The following is a 21414-nucleotide window of genomic DNA, read 5'->3' as shown; positions in this document are numbered from 1 at the left end:
TTGTTTTGCGGATAGGAATTTAATCATCAAAACGGGCGGAAGCGATGGCTTTTGCCGCGGGAGAATCCGATGAGAGAGCAGTCCCTGGCAGGGCAGGCCGCATTCGCGCCTGCCAATACGGCAGATATTGCCGATGCGATGATCGTGTCCTCCGGTCTGAGAATCGAGGTCGACCGGCGCCGCGGGCGTGGGGCGGGATTGAATCCGTCGGGACGCTTCGAGGCGCTGCAGCGCGAGACCTTCGACGACGGCTGGCAGACGCTGGAAGAGCTTCCGCCGTTCAAGACGGACGTGCAGATCGAGAAGCCGCGCACGGCCATCACCCGCAACGAATCGCCCGACATTGGCTTCGACCGCTCGATCAATCCCTATCGTGGCTGCGAGCATGGCTGCATCTATTGTTTCGCCCGGCCGACGCATGCCTATATGGGTCTTTCGGCGGGGCTCGATTTCGAGACGAAGCTGTTTGCCAAGCCGGATGCGGCAAAACTGCTGGAGCGCGAACTTGCCAAGCCGGGTTACAAGGTGCGAGCGATCGCGATCGGCACCAATACCGACCCCTATCAGCCGGTCGAGAAGGAATGGCGCATCATGCGCGGCATTCTCGAGGTGTTGAACAAGGCGAATCATCCGGTCTCGATCGTCACCAAGTCGGCGATGATCCTGCGCGATCTCGACATTCTGCAGGAGATGGCGGCGAAGAACCTGGTGCGTGTCGGTATCTCCGTGACCACGCTCGACCGCAAGCTTGCCCGGACGATGGAACCGCGCGCCGCGACGCCGCCGCGGCGGCTGGAGACCATTCACACGCTGTCGGAAGCGGGCATCCAGACGGCTGTGATGGCTGCGCCGCTGATCCCGGCGCTGAACGATCATGAGCTGGAGCGCATCCTCGAATCGGCCAAGGCGGCCGGCGCCGCCGAGGCGAGCTATGTCATCCTGAGACTGCCGCTCGAGGTCAGCCCGCTCTTCCGCGACTGGCTGCTGCAGCATTATCCCGATCGCTACCGGCATGTGATGTCGCTGGTGCGCTCGATGCGCGGCGGCAAGGATTACGATGCCGAATTCGGCAAGCGCATGAAGGGCGCCGGTCCCTATGCCTGGCAGATCGCCCGGCGCTTTGAAATGGCCGCCAGGCGTTTCGGCCTTACGCGGCGCGGCATGCCGCTGCGCGACGATCTGTTCGTGCCGCCTGATGGCAGCGGCGTGCAGCTGTCGCTGCTCTAGGCTTTGTTCTTTAAGCAATTCTTGGCAAAAGCGCTTCGCGCTTTGCCTGGGAAAAACCGCGCCGCAGTTTTCCTGGAATTGTTTTTTTGACTTTTTGCGCAATTCCGGATGGAAATCGTGCCGCGCTTTTCCAGGAATTGCTTGAAGCTTGCGCATCGGCTGCTCAGAAAAACCGCCCTGTTTTCGAGCCCCGAGCGCAATTCCCGCGGATGGCACCGACCGCCACCATCCGCCGGACCCGGTCCCCGAGCGCCGCCCTGATCGGGGACTTGCGGGCAATCGGGTTGGCGTGCGAGGTTCAGCCGCATGAGACCTCGCACGCCACCCGATTCTCCCCAGCTTTTCCAAGCGGCTCCCCTGGTGCCGGACTTCCGGCTGGAGCTCAAGGCCCGCAAGGCCGGCCACTGGCCGGTTGCCGGCGCCGACGAGGCAGGCCGGGGGCCGCTGGCCGGGCCTGTTGTCGCGGCCGCCGTCATCCTCGATCCAAAGCGCATCCCGGAGGGTCTGAACGATTCCAAGCAGCTTTCGGCGCAGCGGCGCGAGGAACTGTTCGCGCAGATCCTGGCGACCGCCACGGTTTCGATCGCCTCCTCCAGCTCGACGCGCATCGACGAGACGGATATCCGCAAAGCGAGTCTCGACGCCATGCGTCGCGCCATCTGCAGCCTCGCCATACCGGCAAGCTACGTGCTGACCGACGGGCTCGACGTGCCGCCCGGCCTCGATTGCCCCGGGCAGGCTGTCGTCAAGGGCGATGCCCGCTCGGTCTCGATCGCCGCCGCCTCGATCGTCGCCAAGGTCACACGCGACCGGATGATGGCGCGCGCGCATCACGTCTTTCCGGATTACGGCTTTGCCGCCCATGTCGGCTACGGCACGGCGCAGCACCGCGCCGGCATCGAGAAGCTCGGCCCCTGCTCCCTGCACCGGATGAGCTTTCGGCCGCTGCGCAAGGTCGAGGGCGGTCCTGAGATGGACGAACTGATTTCGGAATAGGTCTGGGGTTCAGACTGCCGAGAGCTGCTTAAGTCCCCTCCCCAACCCCTCCCCACAAGGGGGAGGGGCTAGAGCCAGCCGCATGATCTGCGTTCAGGATTGAATGCAGCCGGGGCCGTAGGTTAACCCCCTCCCCCTTGTGGGGAGGGGTTGGGGAGGGGGCTTGCCAAGCTAACCTCAACCGGACAGGCTCGGATTTCATAAAAAGATCTGTCAACAAGAAAAGGCCGGGACATGCCCGGCCTTTTCCTATTCCATTCGATACCGCTCAGTTGAGCCGCGTCTTGACCTGGCCGACGGCATTGCCGAAGAGCTCGGACTGGACCTTGGCATCAGCCTGCTTGACGAGCACCGTTTCAGCGGCAGCGATTGCGAGATCGACGGCGGCGGAACGGACCGCCTTCATCGCCTCGGCCTCTGCCTGCTTGATCTTCTGCTCGGAAAGCGCCGTGCGGTTGGCGACGAATTCTTCCGTCTTCTTCTTTGCTTCAGTGGTCAGCATTTCGGCTTCGCGCTCGGCGGCGGCAACGATATGGGCCGCTTCGGCTTCCGCTTCCTTGCGCTTGCGCTGGTATTCGGCGAGCAGGTGCTGGGCCTCCTCGCGCAGGCGCTTGGCTTCAGCCAGTTCGTTGCGGATCTGGTCGGCGCGGTCGTCGAGGGAGCGCGCCATCATGCCCGGAACCTTCAGGTAAACGACCAGCGCCAAGAACAGGACGAGGCCGACAAAGGCGAAGAAAGTCGCGTCAAAGGCAAATTCCATCGATCAAGCCTCCTTCTTGGCGGCTGCAACGGCAGCGGCGACATCGGCCTTGGCGACGGAGCCGCCGATCAGCTGATCGACCACGGCAGCCGCGGTTTCCTCGGCAATAGTGCCTACGTCGGCGAAAGCCTTGGCCTTGATCTCGCCGATGCGGACTTCGGCAGCCTTGATCTTTTCAGACAGGCTTGCCTCGACAGCGCGGCGATCTTCCTCAGCCTTGGCTTTGGCGGCGTCGCGGGCAGCAGCGCCGATCGCGTTGGACTTGGCGCGGGCAGCGGCCAGTTCACCTTCATAGGTCTGGACGGCAGCGTCGGCTTCCGCCTTCAGGCGGCCGGCTTCTTCCAGATCCTGGGAGATGCGCGTGTGACGCTGATCGAGGATCGTCCCGATGCGCGGCGCGATGACCTTTTGCATGAGCAAATAGAAGACGCCGAACGTGATCACCAGCCAGAGCAGCTGGGATGCGAAGGTCGTCGAATCGAAAGGCGGGAATGGGCCGCGGGCGTGTTCGCCTCCGGCAACACCAGTCTCGGTATGGACCTCGCCTGCGGCCGGAGCGGCATGCGCATCCGTACCCGTCGCTGCCGCCGGTGCTTCTTCAGCGTAAGCCGGGGTCACAAAAAACATGCTCACCTCCAGGTGGACTGCAAATGCAAAGGATCACGGCTTGCGGTCGCAGGCCGTGATCCATCTATTCACCGATATCAGACGGCGAAGAGGAGGAGGAGAGCGATGAGCAGCGAGAAGATGCCCAGAGCTTCCGTAACGGCGAAGCCGAATACCAGACGGCCGAACTGGCTGTCAGCGGCAGACGGATTGCGCAGTGCGCCGGAGAGGTAGCTGCCGAAAATATTGCCGAGGCCGAGAGCCGTACCGGCCATACCAAAGCAAGCCAGGCCTGCACCGATGTACTTTGCTGCTTCCGCTTCCATGTTGAACTCCTTTGAAATGGTTGTTGCGGCGAATGACTGACGCCCTGGAGACGTCGATGTCGTTATCCTTAGTGCCCGCCCGGATGGATTGCGTCGTTGAGGTACATGCAAGTCAGCACCGCAAAGACGTAAGCCTGAAGGAAGGCGACGAGGAACTCGAGACCGGTCAGGGCGACGGTCATGATGAGGGGAAGAACGGCACCGCCGACGCCGAGAGCACCCAGGGTTCCGAGCGAGGCGACGAAGCCTGCGAACACCTTCAGGGTAATGTGACCGGCGAGCATGTTGGCGAAGAGACGAACCGAGAGCGAAATCGGACGCGACAGGAAGGAGATGATTTCGATCGCCACCACCAGCGGCAGCAGCGCGCCCGGCACGCCGTGCGGCACGAAGAGATTGAGGAAGCCGAAGCCATGCTTATAGAAACCGTAGACGACGACGGTGCCGATGACGAGCAAAGCGAGGGCGAACGTAACGATGATCTGGCTCGTCACCGTGAAGAAATACGGGAACATACCGAGCAGGTTCGCCGTCAGCACGAACATGAAGAGCGAGAAGACCAGCGGGAAGAATTTCATTCCCTGCTTGCCGGCGCCTTCCTTCAGCATGTTGGCGATGAACTCATAGGACATTTCCGCAATCGACTGCGAACGGCCCGGAACGATGGCGCGATTCGAGGTGGCGAAATAGAGGAAGCCGACGGCAACGGCAGCCGAAGCGGCCATGAAAAGCGATGCATTGGTGAACGAAAAATCAATTCCGCCGATTTCGATCGGCACAATCTTATGGATCAGGAACTGATGAGTCGGATCGTTAGACACCGCTTGTTCTCTCTCTTTGGCCCGCAGGACGCGGGGTCATTGCACTGGACCGGGAACCGGTCCTTATTTCTTGCCGTCTTTGTCGTCCAGGGGATGGGCCACCACCCCCGCAGAACGCAGCACGTTCAGAACGCCGGCACAGAATCCGAGAAGCAGAAGAACAATCATCCCCCAAGGCGCCGTGCCAACAAAACGGTCGAAGACATAGCCAAGGACGGCGCCGACGACGATTGCGGAAATGAACTCGCTGGAAAGCTTCATCGCCTGGGCATAACCTTTGCGGCTTACCTCGGAACGGGCTTCGCTTGCCTCTTCCACTTTCGCCTCCACGCGCTTGGTCGCGAGTTTCGCTTCCAGTTGCGCACGGCGCTTCTCAAGACTTTCTTCGCGGTCGTCCGCCATGGATCTCTCCTCGCCTGCCCGTCGCCCGCACTCCCGCTACCCCGGTCATTCGGACCCCGGACGCGAAGGTTGAAACCCTTCCGGCCCGTTCTGAAGTCGCGCGCAACATAGTTTTAGGGATTGGTATAGTCAAGGCGTAGGCAGCTTCTGTCCAGCCAGAAAATAATGACACCAAATCAAATAGATAGGCCGATTTATGGCCGATCTGTTAAATTCGATGGAAAGAATCCGCTTTTAAGCCCGGCAAATCGGCTTGCCCAAGCGATTTATCTCAGCTCCAGCCGCCGCCATAGGTGCGATAGAAGACGTGGAGACCGATACGGCCGACCTTCTCCATGGTCTTTGCCCATTTCGGTCTGACATAGACGGCATGGTAATGAGTCGCCGAGCCCACCTGCGGCAGCCAGATCTTGCCTGATGTCACCGCCATCGCCACATCGCGGGCCATCCGCCAGTGATATTCAGAGTTCACCCTGTCCTTGATGCTGTCGCAGGCGAAGGAAAACTGGCAGCGGTTGCGCCAATCCTCGTTCTGGTAGACGACCCCGCAGATGGTTTTCGGATAGGCGGGATTGCGGACGCGGTTAAGGATGACCTGGGCGACGGCGGCCTGGCCCTTCACCGATTCTCCGCGTGCTTCGAAATAAATGCCGGAGGCAAGGCACTGCTGTTCGCGGGCGGAAAAGACGCTCGGCGCCAAGATGCTGGCGGCCCATGCATGGTCGCGCGGACCGATCTCCGGCACGAAGCGGCCGTTGTTCTGCTCGGTCAGGATCGAATCAAAGGGTGATTGGCGGGAATAGTCGGGTGCCGCCGGCCCATAAGCAGTGGCAAGAACATCGGCCGTGTCGCTGGTGACGAGGCTTGCCAACATTGCCGGCACGCCACGATCGGTCACCACCGGCTGCTTCCTATAGAAAGATGTGGCGATCTCGATTTCTTTGCCCTGGATCTTCGGCTTGACGAAGGCCGAGCGGTCCTTGAGATCGAAGCTCGGGGTAAACAGCATCTTCGTGCGCTCGAGGATCGAGCCGGCGGAAAAATCCTTCGGCGGCTGCATCTTCTCGACAGCGACGACCCGGCCCTTCTTGGCGCCGCGGTTGACACGATCCTCGTCGGGCGTGTCCTCCTGGCTCTTGTCCTTGGCGGTACCCTTGTCCTCGGCAGTGTCCTTATCCATGGCAGAGAAAGCGACCTTGCGGCCATCCGGCAGCACCATGCCAGCGCCCGACAAGACCGAGCCCGTCACGTCAGGATCGGCGAAAGCCAGTTCGGCCTGATGAATGGAGCCGGCCGGCGAATTGGTCAGCACCATGCGCCAGTTCTCCCCCTTCCGGTCGAGACCGGCCAGCATGGCGGCGAGATCGGCATGAGACGCGGCGCTCGGGAAGATCAGCCAGCCGGTGAGCCCGAAGATAGCGGGCGACACCCAATTCTCGGGAAGAAGACGCAGCTTGCTACGGGAAGAGCTCTTTCGACGCAACACCAACTCCGGCAATGGAACGCGGGAACATTCCATCGAAAATCTCTCATTAACCTTGACGTTGGGTTAACGGGGCGTGCCGGAATGTGGCTATGCGTGGTTTTGCATGTTCTAATGTGGCTGAAAAATGCTGAGTGTCTGCGCCCTTGCAAAGTCCCCTCCCCACAAGGGGGAGGGACTAACCCGGGGCACCGCCTCGCTCCTCCCGAAACGTCGAAGAGGTGGAAAGCCGGTGCCACAAGTTAAGCCCCTCCCCCTTGTGGGGAGGGGTTTGGGGCGGGGTCTTTGACCCACCCGTCAAATAATCACATGCGACCCCAGTTCCACCACGCGGTTAGCCGGCAGGCGGAAGTAGTCCGAGGGGTTGGCGGCGGCGTTGGCAAGGGCGATATAGAGCCGGTCCTGCCAGTAAGGCATGCCAGACTTGGCGTCCGGCACCAGCTTGCGGCGGCCGAGATAGAAGGAGGTCGACATGATGTCGAACTTCAGTCCAGTCTTGCGCAGCGTCGCCAGGGCCTGCGAAACATTCTGCGATTCCATGAAGCCGAACAGCAGCTCGACGCGGGAGAAGCGCTCGGAAATCTGCTCGACCTTGTAGCGGTCCTGGCTCGCCACGCGCGGCTTGTTGACGGTGCGGATCGTCAGGATGACGTTGCGGTCGTGAAGCACATGGTTGTGCTTGAGATTGTGCAGCAAGGCGGCAGGCGCCGATTCCGGATCGCTGGTCAGGAAGATCGCGGTGCCCGGAACCTGGGCCGGCGAATGGTCGCTCTTACGCTCGATCGCGCTGACGAAGGAGGGGAGCGGAATATCGGTGTGGCGGGTCTTTTCCATCAGGATCGCGGTGCCGCGGCGCCAGGTCCACATGATGACGGTAAAGGCGGTGGCGATCAGGATCGGGATATAGCCGCCGTCATGGATCTTCAAGAGATTGGCGCCGAGGAAGATCAATTCGAGCACGACCAGCGGCGCAAGTGCTACCACCGCGAGCGGAAGCGACCAGTTCCAGCGGGCGCGAACGAATTCGAAGGCCATGATCGAGGTGACGACCATGGCGCCGGTAACGGAGATGCCATAGGCGGTCGCCAGCGCGTCTGAGGTCTTGAAGCTCAGGACTAGGAAGATGACGCCGATGAACAGCACGGCATTGACCGACGGCACGAAGATCTGCCCGGTATTGGTTTCCGAAGTGAAGAGGATTTCCATACGCGGCAGGAAGCCGAGGTTGATGCCCTGGCGCACCATCGAGAAGGCGCCGGTGATGACCGCCTGGCTGGCGATGATCGTCGCGGCGGTCGCCAGGATGACGACCGGCAGCAGCGCCCATTTCGGATACATCAGATAAAAGGGATCCGACATCGTCTCCGGCTTGCCGAGAACCAGAGCCCCCTGCCCGAGATAGTTCAGCGTCAGCGCCGGGAAGACCAGCAGGAACCAGGCCCACTGGATCGGGCGGCGGCCGAAATGGCCGAGATCGGCGTAAAGCGCCTCGGCGCCCGTCACCGTCAGGAAGACGGCGCCGAGCACGACGACGCCGTAAAAGCCCTCATGCAGCAGGAAGCTGACGGCATAATAGGGATTGAAGGCGGCGAGAATGCCGAAATCGTCGGAGATGTGGGAAATGCCGGCGGCGGCCATGACCAGGAACCAGACGGCGGTGATCGGGCCGAAGAACCTGGCGACGGCGCCGGTGCCGCGCGATTGCACGACGAAGAGCAGCGCCAGGATCACCACCGAGATCGGCACGATATATTCCGAGAAGCTTGGCGTGACGAGCTTCAGGCCTTCGACGGCCGAGAGCACCGATAGCGCCGGCGTGATCATCGCATCGCCGAGGAAGAGGGCGGCGCCCATCAGGCCGAGCAGCATCAGGATGGCGGTATGGCCGTTGGCGGTTTTCATCAACAGGGCAAGCAGCGACAGCGTGCCGCCCTCTCCCTCGTTGTCGGCGCGCAGCAGAAACAGCACATATTTGATGGTGACGATGATCGTCAGCGCCCAGATCATCAGCGAGATCAGGCTGATCACCTCGAAGCGGGTGAGGCCGTCATGGGCCACAGGCTTCAGCGCCTCGCGAAAGGCATAAAGCGGGCTGGTGCCGATATCGCCGTAGACGACGCCGACGGACCCCAAAGCAAGATAGAACAGCTTTTTCGGCGTCATCTGGGATTCGTTCGGATGGCTCTCTGCGGACATGAAGTTGCAACAGGCTCCTCAGAGCCAGCCTTTCCAGCGGAAAAAGAAAAAGGGAATGACGGCTGATATTACCATCAGGGCCAGCGAATAGGGATAACCCGCAGCCCAGGCCAGCTCCGGCATGACCTGAAAATTCATGCCATAGACGGAGGCGACCAGTGTCGGCGGCAAGAATACCACCGAAGCGATCGAGAAAATCTTGATGATCGAATTCTGCTCGATGTTGATCAGACCGAGCGAAGCGTCGAGCAGGAAGGTGATGTTGCCGGCGACGAAGGCGGCATGCTCCGACAGCGACTGGATATCGCGCGAGACGGTGCGGCAGAGTTCCTTCGTCTCGCGGCCCTGCTGGACCGCCGGGATCGCGTGCAGGAAGGTCAGCAGGCGGGACAGCGAACCGAGGCTGTCGCGCACCTTGCTGATCATCCGGTGATGGCCGGCAATATCCCGCAGCTTCTCTTCGAGAAAGTTCGAGGGCTTGCGGACTTTCTTCGCCCGGTCGCCGAAGACATGCATCGACAGGATGTCGAGGCGCGAGATGGAGGCCTCGAGGATCTCGGCGGTGCGGTCGACGATCGTCTCCAACAGCTTGGCGAGAAGGGCCGCGCCGCTGCGCCAGTTTTCCGGCAGCCGGTGAAGGGCGGCGATGAACAGCGCAAAGGATTTGGGATGGGCGTAGCGGATGGTGACCAGCCGGTTTCCGGCCAGAATGAAGGCGACATCGGTCAGCGTCGGCGCTTCGGTTTCCGCCTTCCAGAGGAGCGAGGCGGTCATGAAGACGGCGTCGTTTTCGACATAGAGACGGGCGGAGGGTTCGATATCCTTGAGGTCGTCGCGGGTCGGAACCTCGATGCCGAGAACCTTTTCGACATAGAGTTCCTCGTCGCGGCTCGGCTCGATCATGTCGACCCAGACGACATCCTCAGGGAAGGATGCGGCATGCGACAGATCGCGGATCTCGACGGACCGGCAATTGGAACAATAAGCGGTAATCACCGGCAGCCCTTCCATGCGGCCGAAAGCGCAGCAATGCGAGGCTCGCTCGTCCCAGGTCCCAACGGAAGCGGATCAAAAAAGCTCATACAACTCCGGCTGCATCCAACCTCAAAGGCCGGCATGCGCATTATGCTCCACCGCATCGCAGCGACCAATCCTTCGATCGACAAGACTACTCCGAACTTGCAGGCGGGCCGAAATCTTCAAACGAGGACGGCCGTCATTGAGCATCTGCAGCAAACGCCATCATGGCGCCGCGGCATATGCAGCAAAGCCATGAAATAATCAAGACATCTTCCGTGAACCGCGGCTTTTCACCACGTTTCCCCCACAATTCGGGGTATCGGCAACCGTGATTCGACCGCTGCGTCCGTCACTCGTAACTGCCGCAGCGTTCCGGATAACGCGCCTATTCGAAGACGATCGTCGGCGCCGGGCGCTGGGTTTGCCCGCCGACCTGCTCCCAGACCTTGGCGGCGATGCCGCGATAGATGCCGGCGACGACGCCGTTCGGCTCGGAGGCGACGAGCGGCGTACCGGCGTCGGAAGTTTCACGGATGTTCATCGTCAGCGGCACTTCGCCGAGGAAGGGCACGCCGATGCGCTCGGCCTCCTTGCGGGCGCCGCCATGGCCGAAGATATCGTAGCGGGTGCCGGTATCGGGCGCGATGAAATAGCTCATATTCTCGACGATGCCGAGCACCGGCACCTCGACCTTGCGGAACATGTTGAGGCCCTTGCGGGCATCGATCAAAGCGAGATCCTGCGGCGTCGAGACGATGACGGCGCCGGCAAGCGGCACCTGCTGGGCCATGGTCAGCTGCGCGTCGCCGGTGCCGGGCGGCATGTCGACGACCAGCACGTCGAGTTCACCCCAGGCGACTTCGCGCAGCATCTGCAACAGCGCCGACTGGACCATCGGCCCGCGCCAGATCATCGCCGTCTCCTCGTCGACGAGGAAACCCATCGACATGACCTTGAGGCCGTAATTCTCCATCGGATTGATGATGCGGCCGTCGATCTGGGTCGGGCGGCCGGATATTTTCAAGAGCCGCGGCATCGAGGGACCATAGATGTCGGCATCGAGAATGCCGACGCGAAGACCGTTGGCAAGCAGGCCGAGCGCCAGGTTGACGGCCGTGGTCGACTTGCCGACCCCACCCTTGCCGGAGGCGACGGCGATGATGGCGCCGATGCCGGGGACGCCGATCTTGCCGGCCCGCGGCGGCTGTTGCTGCGGGGCGTGCGCATGGCCACCGTGGTCATGCCCATGATGATCGTGGCCGGCATGTCCGTGCGGCGGATTCGGCACCGGGCGGGCAGCGGGTGCTGCGGCTGCGGCTTTCTTGTCTGCGGTCAGCGCGACGAGCGCACCCTTGACACCAGGCATGGCCTTGACGACGCGCTCGGCGGCGAGCCGCATCGGCTCCAGCTCCTTGGCGCGATCGGCCGGAACGGTGATGGAGAAATAAACCTTGCCGTCGGAGATGAAGACATCAGAAACCATGCCGAGCTCGACGATATCGCGCTCGAGATCCGGTCCACGCACGGTCTTCAGCGTTTCGAGAACCTGTTCCTTGGTGACGTCGGTCATTCCATCCTCACTGCTGCTTCTCCCAGACTAGAGCGCCGCGCGTCTTTCAAGACCCACAAAGAGCGCTGTAGCACTTTGAATTACTGCATGATTTCAGCCTTCATCGATTCCGATCAAGACTGAAATCATGCAGTAGAGATAGTGGAGACGGACGCCTTCGCCAAACAAAATCATCGGCGGGAAAATCGATTTGCCGGCCTGCGAAAAGCGCCCGGGGAGAACGGGCAATCCGTTGCGGCCATCAAGTCCGCCGGGCTTTCGCCCTGATGGCCGCAACGGTCTCCCCGAGAACCGGCGCAATCCGGGGCGAACTAGCGCAAGCCGACAAAAAGGCCAGCGAAAAATGAAGAGGGAAGGCCAAATGGCGCGCAGCCTTGCAAGAGGCGGTGCCAAAACGCAACAGCCGCCGCCGACACCGAGGGCTTGGGAAAGCGGCATCGGCGTCGGGCAGCGGTGCGCGGCCGCGCCATTTCCTGGCGCTGGTCCAAGTCCCCTCTGGGCCTCTGCCAAAAGAGAAGCAGAAAGCGTGCCAGACGGAAAATCGGCGGAAACGGCACAAACGCGGCGTGGGACGGCCCCCAACGGCAAGCATATGCCCAAGCGCTGGGCGACCCGCGAAAACCCGCAGCGCCTTTTGCACCTTATTTGATCAGGCCGATCCGCAGCGCTTTGGCGACCGCCTGGGTGCGGTTGACCGTATCGAGCTTCTTGGTGGCGCGGTTGAGGTAATGATTGACCGTGTGCTCGGAGAGGGTGAGGATTTCGGCGATTTCGGCACTGGTCTTGCCCGCCGCCGTCCAGTTGAGGCAATCGATTTCCCGGTCGGTCAGCGTGTCCGTCATGCGGGTATCGAGGTTGCGGATCTCGGCGAGCCGGTCATAGACATGGATGGAGATATAGCAGAGCTCCCGCATCTCAGCCGGACTGAAGGGCTCGCGGTCGCCGGCGAAAGAGATGGCGCCGCGCACGCCGGATGGCTCATGCGTCGGGAAATAGGCACCGCGCATCATCCGGAAACGTTCGAACAGCGAGGCGACGAGAATGGACTTGCCGTCGTCCCGCGACCAGTTCTCGCGCGACATGTCGTAGAAGAAGGGCCGCGCCGATGTTCTCAGCCGCCTCAGAACCGGGCTGTTGACCAGCAGGCTCTCCTGGTCGTAGAGCGCCAGAAGCTCGGCCGGCCAGCTGGTGATGACGGTGCTGCCCTGGATATCCAAGGAGGTGATCGGCGGCAGGTTGAGCACCAGGAAGGCACGGCTGCGATAGGCTTCCGTCACGCGTTTCAGGAAACGGAAAATATCGAACTGGGTCTTCAGGCCGGCTATTTCCTGAATGTAGTCGTCGTCTTCCGGGGATGTTTGCGACAAGGGTGCCATCACATTTCTTCATCTTCGGCGCAACGGCCGGCTCGATTGCATCGGGGAATGACGATCGCTGACTGGATCAAACGGAGCCGGCCTCGGCATGCAGCGTTCGGCCGGCAGGTGGTTAATCGATTTCGCGGACTATTTGCAGTTGTCGTGATTCGCCGGCAAATCTCAATATCGCCCTCATCATAAGCATGCTCTCTGATTGCATTTAGCGGCGCGGGCCGAGCCGGATGCGCATGCCTTCCATGATCCTTCCAGCTGCCAGCTGAACTGGAACGGCCCATTGGCGCAGAAGTTCCATCGACAGGCGATAGGCCGGGCCGGTAATCGAAATGCCCCCGATAAAGGTTCGATCCTGCGACCAGACGGGAGCGGCGACGCAGCGGATGCCGGCCTCATGCTCCTCGCGGTCGAAGGCATAGCCCTGGTCGGCGATCTCGCGGATTTCGGCAAGCAGCGAGTCGGCCGAGACATGGGTCGAGGCGGTAAAGCTGGTGAAGCTCAGGCCGGCAAGCAGATCGGTGAGCAGATCGGCCGGAAGCAGCGAAAGTGCGGCCTTGCCGACGCCGGTGCAGTAACAGGGGGAAGCGTTGCCGATCTGCGAATACATCCGCACCGGCTGCCGGCCGTCGACCTTATCGAGATAGATGATCGACTGGCCCCTCAAAACGCCGAGATGCACCGTCTCGCCGGTCGCCTGCTGCAACTCGGCGAGGTGCGGTTCGGCAATCAGACGGAATTCGTTGCGCGCCCAGCTGCGCGCGGCAAAATCGAGCAGGCGCAGGCCCGGCGCATAGCGGCCGTCGCCGTCAAGCTCGAGCAGCCCCTCCTCCACCAGATGGCTCAGCTGCCGATGCAAGGTGCCGCGCGGCTGGCCGGCACGCGCCAGGATATCGGTGAAACGCAGCGGCGCATCGGCATGCGTGACAAGATCGAGCAGAACCATCAGTTTGCCGAGCGTGCCGGTCTCACGGCCCTGCGCCATGCTTTCGCTATTTGAAGTCATCGTCTCGTCCGCCCTTGACAGCAAGGCCAGCATAATTCGATAATTCCATATAGTCAAATTGAGTTCCATATAATGGAACATATGAATATCAAGGGCGACCGTGATGTCGGCACAATTTCCGGAGTTCAGAGACCGAACCGTGCTGGTGACTGGCGGCGGATCGGGCATCGGCGCTGCCATCGTCGAAGGCTTCGCCCGCCAGGGCGCCAAGGTCTCGTTCATCGACATCGCCGAGGCCGCCGGCCAAGCGCTCGCCGAAAGCCTGTCGCGGGAGACGGCGCATCCCGTCTCCTTCCACCATGCCGACCTGCGCGACATCGAAGCGATCCGGCGCACCGTCGAAACCGTCGTTGCCAACTCAGGGCCGATCCGGGTGCTGGTCAACAATGCCGCCTGGGACGACCGCCATGAATTCGACGCGGTGACCGAGGCCTATTGGGACAACAACCAGGCGATCAACCTGCGGCATGTGTTCTTCACCTCGCAAGCGGCGGCGCCATCGATGCGGGCGGCCGGCGGCGGGGCGATCATCAATATGTCGTCGATCGCCTTCAAGCTGAACATGGGCGGTTTTCCCGCCTATGCGGCGGCGAAAGCCGCGGTCGTCGGGCTGACCAAGAGCATGGCCGGCCGGCTCGGACCGGAGAATATCCGCGTCAACTGCATCCTGCCCGGCATGGTCGTCACCGAGCGGCAGATGCAGCTGTGGCTGACCGAAGAGAGCATCGCGCGCTCGGTCGAGCAGCAGTGCCTGAAGGTCGCGCTCAAGCCCGACGCGATCGTCGGTCCCTGCCTGTTTCTTGCATCCGACTGCGCGGCCGGAATGACCGCCCAGTCCCTGATTGTCGATGGAGGCATTCTGTAATGGCTAATCCCGCTTATGTCGCGGTGGACTGGGGCACCAGCAGCTTTCGGCTCTGGCTGATCGCCGGGGACGGCAGCATCCTTGCCGAGCGCCGCAGCGGCGAAGGCATGACCAGTGCCGCAAAAACCGGCTTTTCCCAAGTGCTGGCAGGCCATCTCGCCGCCGTCGAGGCGCCGGAAAAGCTGCCGGTGATCGTCTGCGGCATGGCCGGCGCCCGGCAGGGCTGGGTCGAGGCCGGTTATATCGACGTGCCCGCACCGCTCGCCTCGGTGCTGACGGCGGCGGTCTCTGTGCCGGGAGAAAGCCGCGACATCCGCATTCTGCCGGGCCTTGCCCAGCGGGATATGGCGACACCCGACGTCATGCGCGGCGAGGAAACCCAGCTTCTCGGCGCGCTCGGCACGGCAAGCGCGGGCGCCCAGGCGGTCTGCATGCCCGGCACCCATTCGAAGTGGGTACATGTGGGCGACGGCAAGGTCACCGGCTTTTCGACCTTCATGACCGGCGAGCTCTTCGACATTATCAGCAAACACACGATCCTGTCGCATGCCGTTGCCGGCGCTGAAGAGCAGCCGGCTGATGCAGCGGCCTTCGAGGCGGCGGTATCGGCCGCTTTCCAGCGCCCAGCCCTTGCCTCCAATCTGCTGTTTACCGCCCGCTCGGGCCAGCTCCTGCACGGGATCTCGGCCGCATCAGCGCAAGCCCGGCTGTCCGGCACGCTGATCGGCCTCGAAATCGCCGGCGCGCTACAGGATGCGGCCAACTCAGGCATCACCCTGGTCGCTTCCGGACGCCTGCAGGCGCTCTACGAACAGGCCTTCAGAACTCTCTCCCTGACCTTCACCGCCATCGATGCGGACGCCGCCGTGCGCCGCGGGCTTTCGGCCGCTGCCGAAGCCATCTGGCCGAATTGAGAAAGCCGACACGATGAACCGTATCCCCTTCCCCGACATGAAGCGTCCGCTGATCGCCATCCTTCGCGGCATCCGGCCCGACGAAACCGAAAGCGTCGTCGGCGCCTTGATCGACAACGGCCTGACGGCGATCGAGATCCCGCTGAATTCGCCGGACCCGTTCAAATCGATCGAGATCGCCGCCAAGATGGCTCCGGCAGAGGTGCTGATCGGCGCCGGCACGGTGCTGACGATCGAGGCGGTCGACAGCCTGCATACGGCCGGCGGCACGCTGCTCGTCACGCCGAACGTCGAGCCCGAGGTGATCATCCGGGCACGCCAATACGGTATGGTGACGATGCCCGGCGTCTTCACGCCGACGGAGGCGCTCGCCGCCGCGCGCGCCGGCGCCACCGGTCTCAAATTCTTTCCGGCGAGCGTGCTCGGGCCTTCCGGCATCACGGCGATCCGGGCAATCCTGCCGCCGGAGCTGACGATTGCCGCCGTCGGCGGTGTGTCGGACAAGAATTTCGGCGATTATACCAAGGCCGGCATCTTCGCTTTCGGCCTCGGCACCAGCCTCTACAAGCCGGGAATGACCGCGGCGGAGGTTGCCGAGCGCGCCAAGGCGACCATTTACGCCTATGATGCAGCCATTGGGAGCGTGAGCGTATGACCGATATCTACGAGTTCGAGGGCAAGACCCTTTGCAACACCAATTCCGTTCTCGGCGAAGGCCCGACCTATGATCCGGACAGCAATACCGTCTGGTGGTTCAACATCCTCGGCAAGGAACTGCACGAGCTCAATCTTTCCAGCGGCGCCAAAAAGGTGCATCCGCTGCCTGCCATGGCGAGCGTGCTGGCCCGTATCGACGCCGGACGGCAGCTGATCGCGACCGAGGAAGGACTTTTCGTGCGCGATGTGGCGAGCGGCAATCTGACCTTCTATGCCGCGCTCGAAAACGACCGCCCGGAAAACCGCTCGAACGACGGCCGCACCCATCCCTCCGGTGCGCTGTGGATCGGCACGATGAGCAAGCGGGCGGAAAACCAGGCCGGCGCCATCTATCATGTCGCCGGCGGCAAGGTGACGAAGATCTTCAACGGCATCAGCATCCCGAATTCGATCTGCTTCTCGCCTGACGGCACGATCGGCTATTATACCGACTCCCGTCTCAACCGGCTGATGCGCGTCATGGTCGATCCGCAGACCGGCCTGCCCTCCGGCGAGCCGATCGTGCTGGTCGACAGCGCCGACGAACCCGGCGATATCGACGGCTCGGTGGTCGATGCCGACGGCTATATCTGGAATTCGCGCTGGGGTGCCGGCGTCGTCGATCGTTACAATCCCGACGGGCTGCGCATCTCGCGCTACAAGGTTCCCGCCGTCCAGCCCTCCTGCCCCGCCTTCATCGGCGTCAATGCCGACCGGCTGGCGGTGACGACCGCCTGGGAAGGTCTCGACGAGGATGCGCGTTCGGCGCAACCCAGCGCCGGCGCGCTGCTGGAACTCGGCATCGAAGTCAAAGGCGTGTTCGATCCGGTCTATGTGATCTGACCGGCAGATATGAACTTGCCTGCAAGCAGCCATCAGAGGCGTTCCCGACGGGGAGCGCCTTTTCCTGTTTTGGTGGGGTGACACGATAAAAGTTCCGTGAAAATCGAGAAATTTTCCGTGTTTTCAACCGGAACCAATCGCCGCACCAGTCATTGTCTTTTCGAACCGGCGCGGCAATAACACCAACATTGCCGGGTCAGCGACCACTCTAGGAGATGAAGGTAGGTTCGAAATGACACGCAAACTCTTGACGACCGTTGCCGCTGGCGCACTGTTTGCCACGGCTTTCGCACCGGCGGCATTCTCGCAGGCGGCCCCGCAGCCGGCAGATCCAGCCGCGCCGACACAGGCGGCACCCGCCGATCCGGCAGCGCCGAAACCGCCGGTCACCCCTGACGTGACCAAGCCCGCCGGCGATGCGGCACAGGCTCCGGCCCCGGCACCGACGGCAGACACGGCCCAGGCCGGTTATATCACCGAGCAGGCTCCGGACCAGATCAGCGCCAATACCTATATCGGCCAGTCGGTCTATAACGGCAACAATGAAAGCATCGGCAGCGTCAACGATCTGATCATGAAGAAGGATGGCGGCCTGGTCGCCGCGATCGTTGGTGTGGGCGGCTTCCTCGGCATCGGTGAAAAGAACGTCGCCGTCCCGATGGACAAGATCACCGTCGCCCAGAACACCCAGGACGGCAGCGTCAAGCTGACGACAAGCGAAACGGCTGAATCGCTGAAGGCCGCGCCTGAGTTCAAGACGCTGGCCATGCAGTCAGCCGAAAAGGCTCCGGCTGCGACCGGCACCGATACCACGGCAACCGGCTCGACTACGCCCAAGTAGGCAGAGCTGAAATCAATTGGCGCCAACCAGGCTGGGGCCAAGCAAACCGCGCGGTAGTATAGCGTAGGCGATGGCGCTCCTAGGGGCGCCATCGTTTTTTGCCGCACCATTGGCCAGAGCATGATGTAAACCGCTCACGCTCTGCGGCATCACTGCCTCTATGCGCTGACACGCTCCACCATCGCTGGATCGTAGTAATTCTCGTGCAGGAAACGCAGCGTGGCGATGCCGTCGGCCGGGCGGCCGAAGTGATAGCCCTGACCCATGCCGCAGCCGAGCGTGCGCAGCTTCACCGCCTCGGCATAATCCTCGATGCCCTCAGCCACCACTTCCAGTTCCAGGCCGTCGCACATGGTCAGGATCGCCTTGATGATGTGTTCGGAGGCACGGTCGGAATTGATTCGGGAGACGAAGGCACGATCGATCTTGATCTTGTCGAAGATGAAGTCGCGCAGGCGCCCGAGGCTCGACTGGCCGGTGCCGAAATCGTCGAGCGAAATGCGCACGCCGGCGGCGCGCAGGTCGGCGATGATGCGGTGGGCGGTATCGGCCGAGCTCATCACCGCCGTCTCGGTAATTTCAAGTTCCAGGCGATGCGGATCGAAGCCGACGCGGCCGAGGATCGACAGGACGCTGCCGCTGGTGCCCGGATCCATCAACTGGGCCGACGAGAGATTGAACGACAGGAAGAGTTCGCGCGGCCAGGAGAGGGCGGCTTCCGCCGCCTTGCGCAGCAGCGCTTCCGACAGCGCATCGATGAAGCCGCGCTCTTCGGCGAGCGGCACGAAGACGCCGGGCGAGACGAAGCCCAGATCGGGATCGTTCCAGCGGGCAAGCGCCTCGAAGCCGACGACCTGATTATTGGAGAGCGAGACGATCGGCTGGAAATGCACGTCGATCGCGTCTGATATGATGGCGTTTCTGAGCGCCTGCTCCAGTTGCGTCGCGCGTTTCATTTCCTGGGCGATCTCGCGCGAATAGACGGTGATCTGGCCGCGGCCGCGGCGCTTGGAGCGGTAGAGGGCGGTTTCGGCGCTCTTCAGCAATTCCTCGCAATCTTCTCCGGCGAACGGGTAGATGGCAAAGCCGAGCGAGGCGGAGAGACGGACGTTGCGGTCGCCGAGGTCATAGGGAGCCGACAGCACTTCGCGGATCATCTGGCCGAATTTCTCGGCACTCGCCCGCTCGAAAATCAACGGCAGCACGAAGGCGAATTCATCGCCGTCATGGCGGGTAACCAGCGCGCCATCCGGGATGCAGGCTCTGAGGCGATGGGCGACCTGGCAGAGGATTTCATCGCCGGCGGTGGAGCCGAAGAGATCGTTGATCGGCTTGAAACTGTCGAGATTGGCGATACCGATGGTGAAGGGGGCCGGATCGCTGGCGCGCTCGGACGAGATCTGCAGGACCTTTTCCCGCATGCGATTGCGGTTTCCCAATCCGGTCAGCGGATCGGTATAGGCCATTGCCTGAAGCTCATTCTGACCGACGGTCAAGAAAGCCATGTCCGCCGATTTCATCATCCACCCGAGCTTTCCCGCGCCATGCAAAGAATGACCGGCATGTCTTAACAATTTGATAGTAAATCAGCTTGCATTGGCGTCGAACCACCCCAGAATCCAGGAGTTGACGGGCGGTCCGGCCAAATTTCTTTGTTTTTATGCAGGCCCTTAGCCTGGAAACGCTTTACATGCCCTGAGATGCATCAGCCGCGCGCTCGCATGACCTCATCCATCAGATGCCGCTGAAAGACGGCCTCGAGCATATCCGGGCTGACGGGTTTCATGATGACATCGTCCATGCCCGCTTTGACGCATTCGGCGCGGTCTCGTTCGAAGGCCTGGGTGAGCACGCCGATAATCGGCGTGCGGCCTCCCCCGCCGGTTTCCTCCATCTGCCGGATGAGGCGGGCGGCCTCGAAGCCGTTGAAGCCCGGCAGCGAAATATCCATCAGCACGATCTGCGGCCGGTGCTCGGCCCAGAGGCGCACGGCCTCGTCGCCGGTCGCCGCGATCATATGGCGATAGCCGAGGCCTTCGAGGATCTGCGAAAAAACTATCTGGTTGATATCGTTGTCTTCGGCAACGAGAACCTGCAGGCCGACGACGTCTTCGGAAATGCTGATTTCCCAATCCGTATCCGCACCGGCGCCGCTGTTGCGGCTGTTGCGGTTGAAGTGGCGGGCGATCTGGAAGGTGAGCTCGTTGGCGATCTGGAAACCGTCCATGACAAGCGCCGGGATGCCGTATTGCTCTGACAGTTCGAGGCAGCGCATGCCCATCTGGTTGTCGATGATCAAAAGATCGAGCGAGATGCCGGAGGAGCTGGCGATTTCCAGGAACCGCTCCTCCTCGTCCTCGCCGCGGACCGAGCAGGATTCGAACCCGTATTTCGACAGCGTCCGCAGCGCGGCGGTCTCGGCGGCGAGGTCGGCGGTGACGACCAGCACCTTGCGGCCGGAGAAATTCTCCGGAACGATCGCTTCCATCGCCGCCGGCTCGCGGCGTTCGACGGCGCTCGGCACCGGCACATAGGCGCGGCGATAGCTTTGATTGCTCGAGGTCGTGATCGCCGAGGCCCGGCCGAACTCCTCGAGATCGGCGCCGTCGCGCGGCAGGTCCTGCATGGTCGACACCAGGAAATAGCGGCCCGGTTTGCCGATGCGGTGCTTGCGGCTGACGATGTCGCGCTCGATGCCGTCGCGGGAGATCTGCCGCTGGCGGGAGATGGACATCTCGCCGGTCTCCAGCACATGACGGTCGCTCTCTTCGAAGCGCTTGGCGATCTCTTCCGAAAAAAGATCGCTGCTCTTGCGCCCGAGCACCTCGTCGGCAGTCGTCTGATATTTCTCGCAGAAGGCGAGGTTGACCGCGACATAGGTGAGGTTGCGGTCCTTGACGAAGAGCGGGAAAGGCAGGTTGTCGAGAATGTCCTCGGTGAGCTGCACCCGTTCCAGATCCGAGCGCCATTGCTCTTCGCGCTTCTTGTCCTCGGAAATATCGGAAATGATGGTGACGCCGTAACCGCCGGGCAGCCTGCGTTTGGCGAAACGGACCCAGCTGTCGGTGCCGTGGCGCTCGACGGATTCGAAGCGCTCGCGCCAATGCGAGGCGATCTTCTGCGACAGCCAGTCCTCGCGGCTGAGCGAGCCGCGCTGCTTCACGTCATATTGCTGGCGAATGCCGGTGTCGTAGACCGCGCCGAGGAAATCGCGAAGCCGCGTGCCGGGCTTCAGCATCTCCAGCGGCAGCGGGAAGAATTCCAGCGTTTGGCGGCTGGCGAAGATCAGATGATCGTTCTTGTCATAGATGATGAAAGCTGCCGAAAGGCTGTCGCACACCACATCGAAAAGCGCCGTCTGCAGATCGGCCCCGGCGGAAATCCCGTCGGCTTCCGATGATGGGTCCGCCTTTTCGAAGCCGGCACTCATGCAATTGCGTCCCACATCTGTTCGATTTCGAAAGCTTCCGGA

Annotated in this window: 20 protein-coding genes; 7 read left to right on the top strand and 13 right to left on the bottom strand. The window is 62.1% G+C overall.

The genetic code is table 11. The features are described 5' to 3' along the window. Positions 1 to 69: 69 nt before the first annotated feature. Both AMK05_RS04750 and AMK05_RS04745 read left to right on the top strand, forming a co-directional pair. Complete coding sequence (locus tag AMK05_RS04750; RefSeq protein ID WP_064836995.1) at positions 70 to 1227, top strand: PA0069 family radical SAM protein; 1158 nt, start codon at positions 70 to 72, stop codon at positions 1225 to 1227. A gap of 306 nt (positions 1228 to 1533) precedes the next feature. Continuing rightward, the gene (locus AMK05_RS04745) at positions 1534 to 2223 is read left to right on the top strand and encodes a ribonuclease HII (protein ID WP_064836993.1); all 690 of its coding nucleotides are present in this window, start codon (positions 1534 to 1536) and stop codon (positions 2221 to 2223) included. A gap of 268 nt (positions 2224 to 2491) precedes the next feature. Here AMK05_RS04745 and AMK05_RS04740 read toward each other — a convergent pair whose 3' ends face one another. The 11 genes from AMK05_RS04740 to AMK05_RS04690 all read right to left on the bottom strand — a co-directional run bounded on the left by AMK05_RS04740 (position 2492) and on the right by AMK05_RS04690 (position 13816). Continuing rightward, positions 2492 to 2983, bottom strand: coding sequence for a F0F1 ATP synthase subunit B (locus AMK05_RS04740; RefSeq protein WP_064836991.1), 492 nt, complete (start codon positions 2981 to 2983; stop codon positions 2492 to 2494). A 3-nt stretch (positions 2984 to 2986) separates the two neighbouring features. After that, positions 2987 to 3610: a F0F1 ATP synthase subunit B gene (locus tag AMK05_RS04735; protein ID WP_064836989.1), complete on the bottom strand. Its 624-nt coding sequence runs from the start codon at positions 3608 to 3610 to the stop codon at positions 2987 to 2989. Positions 3611 to 3687: 77 nt separating this feature from the next. Further along, on the bottom strand, positions 3688 to 3915 hold the full coding sequence (locus tag AMK05_RS04730; RefSeq protein WP_007632966.1) for a F0F1 ATP synthase subunit C: 228 nt from the start codon (positions 3913 to 3915) through the stop codon (positions 3688 to 3690). Between the two features lie 68 nt (positions 3916 to 3983). Next, entirely contained in the window at positions 3984 to 4736 is a 753-nt protein-coding gene (locus AMK05_RS04725; protein WP_064836987.1) for a F0F1 ATP synthase subunit A, read from the bottom strand. Between the two features lie 63 nt (positions 4737 to 4799). Further along, positions 4800 to 5138: an AtpZ/AtpI family protein gene (locus AMK05_RS04720; RefSeq protein ID WP_064836985.1), complete on the bottom strand. Its 339-nt coding sequence runs from the start codon at positions 5136 to 5138 to the stop codon at positions 4800 to 4802. Positions 5139 to 5409: 271 nt separating this feature from the next. Then, positions 5410 to 6657: a cell wall hydrolase gene (locus AMK05_RS04715; RefSeq protein ID WP_064836983.1), complete on the bottom strand. Its 1248-nt coding sequence runs from the start codon at positions 6655 to 6657 to the stop codon at positions 5410 to 5412. Between the two features lie 261 nt (positions 6658 to 6918). Next, positions 6919 to 8817, bottom strand: coding sequence for a potassium transporter Kup (locus tag AMK05_RS04710; RefSeq protein WP_064836981.1), 1899 nt, complete (start codon positions 8815 to 8817; stop codon positions 6919 to 6921). 18 nt (positions 8818 to 8835) lie between these two features. After that, the gene (locus tag AMK05_RS04705) at positions 8836 to 9813 is read right to left on the bottom strand and encodes a magnesium transporter CorA family protein (RefSeq protein ID WP_064841272.1); all 978 of its coding nucleotides are present in this window, start codon (positions 9811 to 9813) and stop codon (positions 8836 to 8838) included. Between the two features lie 409 nt (positions 9814 to 10222). Next, positions 10223 to 11407, bottom strand: a complete 1185-nt coding sequence (locus AMK05_RS04700) for an Mrp/NBP35 family ATP-binding protein (protein WP_064836979.1) — start codon at positions 11405 to 11407, stop codon at positions 10223 to 10225. A gap of 641 nt (positions 11408 to 12048) precedes the next feature. After that, complete coding sequence (locus tag AMK05_RS04695; RefSeq protein WP_064836977.1) at positions 12049 to 12783, bottom strand: LuxR family transcriptional regulator; 735 nt, start codon at positions 12781 to 12783, stop codon at positions 12049 to 12051. Positions 12784 to 12985: 202 nt separating this feature from the next. Continuing rightward, positions 12986 to 13816 carry an IclR family transcriptional regulator gene (locus AMK05_RS04690; protein ID WP_373683205.1) on the bottom strand — a complete coding sequence of 277 codons (831 nt, stop codon included), beginning with the start codon at positions 13814 to 13816 and terminating at the stop codon, positions 12986 to 12988. 70 nt (positions 13817 to 13886) lie between these two features. Between AMK05_RS04690 and AMK05_RS04685 the strand changes: the two genes are divergently transcribed. From AMK05_RS04685 to AMK05_RS04665, 5 genes are all read left to right on the top strand, one after another. Then, complete coding sequence (locus AMK05_RS04685; protein WP_064836975.1) at positions 13887 to 14648, top strand: SDR family NAD(P)-dependent oxidoreductase; 762 nt, start codon at positions 13887 to 13889, stop codon at positions 14646 to 14648. Further along, positions 14648 to 15562, top strand: a complete 915-nt coding sequence (locus AMK05_RS04680; protein ID WP_064836973.1) for a 2-dehydro-3-deoxygalactonokinase — start codon at positions 14648 to 14650, stop codon at positions 15560 to 15562. Before AMK05_RS04685 ends, AMK05_RS04680 begins: the two co-directional genes overlap by 1 nt. A gap of 13 nt (positions 15563 to 15575) precedes the next feature. Further along, positions 15576 to 16217 (top strand): 2-dehydro-3-deoxy-6-phosphogalactonate aldolase, encoded by a 642-nt coding sequence (locus tag AMK05_RS04675; RefSeq protein WP_064836971.1) that lies wholly within the window; start codon positions 15576 to 15578, stop codon positions 16215 to 16217. Beyond that, positions 16214 to 17101 (top strand): SMP-30/gluconolactonase/LRE family protein, encoded by an 888-nt coding sequence (locus AMK05_RS04670; protein ID WP_064836969.1) that lies wholly within the window; start codon positions 16214 to 16216, stop codon positions 17099 to 17101. The genes AMK05_RS04675 and AMK05_RS04670 overlap by 4 nt, the downstream gene beginning before the upstream one ends. 232 nt (positions 17102 to 17333) lie before the next feature. Continuing rightward, positions 17334 to 17942: a PRC-barrel domain-containing protein gene (locus AMK05_RS04665; RefSeq protein ID WP_064836967.1), complete on the top strand. Its 609-nt coding sequence runs from the start codon at positions 17334 to 17336 to the stop codon at positions 17940 to 17942. Positions 17943 to 18100: 158 nt separating this feature from the next. Here AMK05_RS04665 and AMK05_RS04660 read toward each other — a convergent pair whose 3' ends face one another. Then, complete coding sequence (locus AMK05_RS04660; RefSeq protein ID WP_064836965.1) at positions 18101 to 19465, bottom strand: putative bifunctional diguanylate cyclase/phosphodiesterase; 1365 nt, start codon at positions 19463 to 19465, stop codon at positions 18101 to 18103. A 182-nt stretch (positions 19466 to 19647) separates the two neighbouring features. Beyond that, positions 19648 to 21372 (bottom strand): response regulator, encoded by a 1725-nt coding sequence (locus AMK05_RS04655; protein ID WP_064836963.1) that lies wholly within the window; start codon positions 21370 to 21372, stop codon positions 19648 to 19650. Positions 21373 to 21414 lie beyond the last annotated feature (42 nt).

Origin of the sequence: Rhizobium sp. N324 (genome assembly GCF_001664485.1) — a bacterium.
In the GTDB taxonomy this organism is placed as follows: Bacteria; Pseudomonadota; Alphaproteobacteria; order Rhizobiales; family Rhizobiaceae; genus Rhizobium.
This window is presented reverse-complemented; position numbering and strand designations above follow the sequence as displayed.

What these genes read in the sequence shown, in the direction of transcription:
- AMK05_RS04700 (WP_064836979.1), bottom strand. Translation starts at nt 11,407, where the DNA reads ATGACCGACGTCACCAAGGAACAGGTTCTCGAAACGCTGAAGACCGTG.
- AMK05_RS04750 (WP_064836995.1), top strand. Translation starts at nt 70, where the DNA reads ATGAGAGAGCAGTCCCTGGCAGGGCAGGCCGCATTCGCGCCTGCCAAT.
- AMK05_RS04720 (WP_064836985.1), bottom strand. Translation starts at nt 5,138, where the DNA reads ATGGCGGACGACCGCGAAGAAAGTCTTGAGAAGCGCCGTGCGCAACTG.
- AMK05_RS04730 (WP_007632966.1), bottom strand. Translation starts at nt 3,915, where the DNA reads ATGGAAGCGGAAGCAGCAAAGTACATCGGTGCAGGCCTGGCTTGCTTT.
- AMK05_RS04745 (WP_064836993.1), top strand. Translation starts at nt 1,534, where the DNA reads ATGAGACCTCGCACGCCACCCGATTCTCCCCAGCTTTTCCAAGCGGCT.
- AMK05_RS04685 (WP_064836975.1), top strand. Translation starts at nt 13,887, where the DNA reads ATGTCGGCACAATTTCCGGAGTTCAGAGACCGAACCGTGCTGGTGACT.
- AMK05_RS04735 (WP_064836989.1), bottom strand. Translation starts at nt 3,610, where the DNA reads ATGTTTTTTGTGACCCCGGCTTACGCTGAAGAAGCACCGGCGGCAGCG.
- AMK05_RS04690 (WP_373683205.1), bottom strand. Translation starts at nt 13,816, where the DNA reads ATGCTGGCCTTGCTGTCAAGGGCGGACGAGACGATGACTTCAAATAGC.
- AMK05_RS04695 (WP_064836977.1), bottom strand. Translation starts at nt 12,783, where the DNA reads ATGGCACCCTTGTCGCAAACATCCCCGGAAGACGACGACTACATTCAG.
- AMK05_RS04655 (WP_064836963.1), bottom strand. Translation starts at nt 21,372, where the DNA reads ATGAGTGCCGGCTTCGAAAAGGCGGACCCATCATCGGAAGCCGACGGG.
- AMK05_RS04680 (WP_064836973.1), top strand. Translation starts at nt 14,648, where the DNA reads ATGGCTAATCCCGCTTATGTCGCGGTGGACTGGGGCACCAGCAGCTTT.
- AMK05_RS04660 (WP_064836965.1), bottom strand. Translation starts at nt 19,465, where the DNA reads ATGATGAAATCGGCGGACATGGCTTTCTTGACCGTCGGTCAGAATGAG.
- AMK05_RS04715 (WP_064836983.1), bottom strand. Translation starts at nt 6,657, where the DNA reads ATGGAATGTTCCCGCGTTCCATTGCCGGAGTTGGTGTTGCGTCGAAAG.
- AMK05_RS04670 (WP_064836969.1), top strand. Translation starts at nt 16,214, where the DNA reads ATGACCGATATCTACGAGTTCGAGGGCAAGACCCTTTGCAACACCAAT.
- AMK05_RS04710 (WP_064836981.1), bottom strand. Translation starts at nt 8,817, where the DNA reads ATGTCCGCAGAGAGCCATCCGAACGAATCCCAGATGACGCCGAAAAAG.
- AMK05_RS04675 (WP_064836971.1), top strand. Translation starts at nt 15,576, where the DNA reads ATGAACCGTATCCCCTTCCCCGACATGAAGCGTCCGCTGATCGCCATC.
- AMK05_RS04740 (WP_064836991.1), bottom strand. Translation starts at nt 2,983, where the DNA reads ATGGAATTTGCCTTTGACGCGACTTTCTTCGCCTTTGTCGGCCTCGTC.
- AMK05_RS04665 (WP_064836967.1), top strand. Translation starts at nt 17,334, where the DNA reads ATGACACGCAAACTCTTGACGACCGTTGCCGCTGGCGCACTGTTTGCC.